Below are 2,310 nucleotides of genomic sequence, written 5' to 3'. Positions count from 1 at the left end.
GAGCCGGTGCGTGCGCGCGGGGACGAGCGGGACGCCGGGATGGCCACCGCCGAGTACGCCATGGCCACGCTGGCGGCGTGCGGGTTCGCGGGCCTGCTCATCGCGGTGCTGCGCAGCGCCGAGGTGCGCGGGCTGCTGCTGGGCGTGGTGCGCCAGGCGCTGGCCCTCGGGTGAGCCCGGCGCGGCGCCCTGCGCGGCGCCGGTCGGGTGGGCCCGGCCGCCGGTGAGAGGGTGGCCCGGTGAGCACCCCCACCCCCACCACCGGCGGCGCCCGCGCCGACGGCCGCGCCCCCGACGAGCTGCGCGAGGTGCGCATCACCCGCGGCTGGCTCGACCACGCCGAGGGCAGCGTCCTCGTGGAGTTCGGCCGCACCCGCGTGCTGTGCGCGGCCTCCTTCACCGAGGGCGTGCCGCGCTGGCGCAAGGGCTCCGGGCAGGGCTGGGTCACCGCCGAGTACGCCATGCTGCCGCGCGCCACGGACACCCGCGGCGAGCGCGAGTCCGTCAAGGGCCGCATCGGCGGGCGCACCCACGAGATCTCCCGGCTCATCGGCCGCAGCCTGCGCGCCGTCGTCGACACCCGGGCCCTGGGCGAGAACACCGTCGTCCTGGACTGCGACGTGCTGCAGGCCGACGGCGGCACCCGCACCGCCGCGATCACCGGCGCCTACGTCGCCCTGGCCGACGCGATCTCCTGGGGGAAGGCGCACGGGCTGGTGCGCCCCTCCAAGCAGCCGCTCACCGGCTCCGTCAGCGCCGTGAGCGTCGGCGTCGTCGGCGGCCGGCCCGTCCTGGACCTGCCCTACGTGGAGGACGTGAAGGCCGAGACCGACATGAACGTCGTCGTCACCTGCGACGGGCGCTTCGTGGAGGTCCAGGGCACCGCCGAGGGCGTCCCCTTCGACCGCGCCGAGCTCGACGCCCTGCTCGACCTCGCCGTCGGCGGGTGCACCCGCCTGGCCGCCCTGCAGGCCGAGGCGCTGGCCGCGCCGCTGCCCGGGACGCCCTCGTGAGCGCCCCCGCCGGCGAGCGCCGGGTGGTGCTCGCCACCCGCAACGCCCACAAGGTCGGTGAGCTGCGCGCCGTGCTGGCCCCGCTGCTGCCGGGCGTGCAGGTCCTCGGCGTCGACGCCTTCGAGGACGTCCCCGAGGTCGCCGAGACCGGCGTCACCTTCGAGGAGAACGCCCTGCTCAAGGCCCGCGCCGTGGCCGCCGCCACCGGCGTGGTCGCCGTCGCCGACGACTCCGGCATCGCCGTGGACGTCCTGGGCGGCTCCCCGGGCGTCTTCTCCGCCCTGTGGGCCGGCCGGCACGGCGACGACGCCGCGAACCTGCACCTGCTGCTCGCCCAGGTCGCCGACGTGCCCGAGCAGCACCGCGGCGGCGCCTTCGTGTGCGCCGCCGCCCTGGCCACCCCCGCCGGCGAGGAGCACGTCGTCCTGGGCACCCTGCGCGGGCACCTGGCCACCGCCCCCGCCGGCGCCGGCGGCTTCGGCTACGACCCCGTCTTCGTGCCCGAGGGCGCCACCCGCACCCTCGCCGAGCACAGCGCGCAGGAGAAGAACGCGATCAGCCACCGCGGCCGCGCCTTCACCGCCCTGGCGCCCGTCCTGGCCGCCGTGCTCGACGGGCGCCCCATCCGCGAGGCCACCGGCTCCGAACGCCCGGTGTGAGGACGAGCAGCGAGCGCGCAGCGGCCCCCGCCCCCGGGGGGAGCGCGGGGCCCCGGCCCCGCGCGGGCACCGGGCTCGCCGCGCTCGCCGGCGTCCTCGCCGCCGGGGTGACCTTCGGCGCCGGGCAGCTCGTGGCCGGCCTGCCCGTCGGGGGCTTGTCGCCGTCGGCCGCGCCGCTCGTCGTCGTCGGGGACGCGGTCGTCGACCGCGTCCCCGCCCCGGTGAAGGAGTTCGCGATCTCCGCCTTCGGCGCCGCCGACAAGGCGGTGCTGCTCGGGACGATGGCCGTCCTCGTCGCCCTCCTGGCCGCCGCCGCCGGCGTCCTCGCCCGCCGCCGCCTGGCCGCCGGCGTCGCCGTCGTGGCCGCCCTCGGCGTCCTCGGCGTCCTCGCCGCCGCCACCCGCCCCGACGCCACCGCCCTGTCCCCGCTGCCCTCCGCGCTCGGCGCCTCCGCCGGGGCCTTCGCCCTGACGCTGCTGACCCGCCGGCTCGCCCCCGGCGGGCGCGCCGACGGACCCCGCCGGCGCGCCGTCCTGCTCGGCGGCGTCGCCGCCGCCGGCCTGGCCAGCGGCGCGACCGGCCGCGTCCTCACCGGCGCCCGCAGCGCCGAGGAGTCCCGCGCCCGCATCGTGCTGCCC

The 2,310-nt window shown here is 79.3% G+C and carries 3 protein-coding genes and 1 pseudogene; all 4 read left to right on the top strand.

Going from position 1 to position 2,310, the window contains the following annotated elements:
- The first annotated feature begins 6 nt into the window (after positions 1-6).
- Positions 7-174 carry a DUF4244 domain-containing protein gene (locus tag GTR00_RS26495; protein ID WP_166613153.1) on the top strand — a complete coding sequence of 56 codons (168 nt, stop codon included), beginning with the start codon at positions 7-9 and terminating at the stop codon, positions 172-174.
- Between the two features lie 65 nt (positions 175-239).
- Complete coding sequence (gene rph / locus GTR00_RS19150) at positions 240-1,013, top strand: ribonuclease PH (RefSeq protein WP_166613152.1); 774 nt, start codon at positions 240-242, stop codon at positions 1,011-1,013.
- On the top strand, positions 1,010-1,672 hold the full coding sequence (rdgB, locus tag GTR00_RS19145; protein ID WP_166613151.1) for an RdgB/HAM1 family non-canonical purine NTP pyrophosphatase: 663 nt from the start codon (positions 1,010-1,012) through the stop codon (positions 1,670-1,672). Before rph ends, rdgB begins: the two co-directional genes overlap by 4 nt.
- A 107-nt stretch (positions 1,673-1,779) precedes the next feature.
- Positions 1,780-2,310: pseudogene (locus tag GTR00_RS19140) on the top strand (molybdopterin-dependent oxidoreductase); the annotation flags it as partial.

This window comes from Kineococcus indalonis, from assembly GCF_009906395.1.
Lineage (GTDB): Bacteria > Actinomycetota > Actinomycetes > Actinomycetales > Kineococcaceae > Kineococcus > Kineococcus indalonis.
This window is presented reverse-complemented; position numbering and strand designations above follow the sequence as displayed.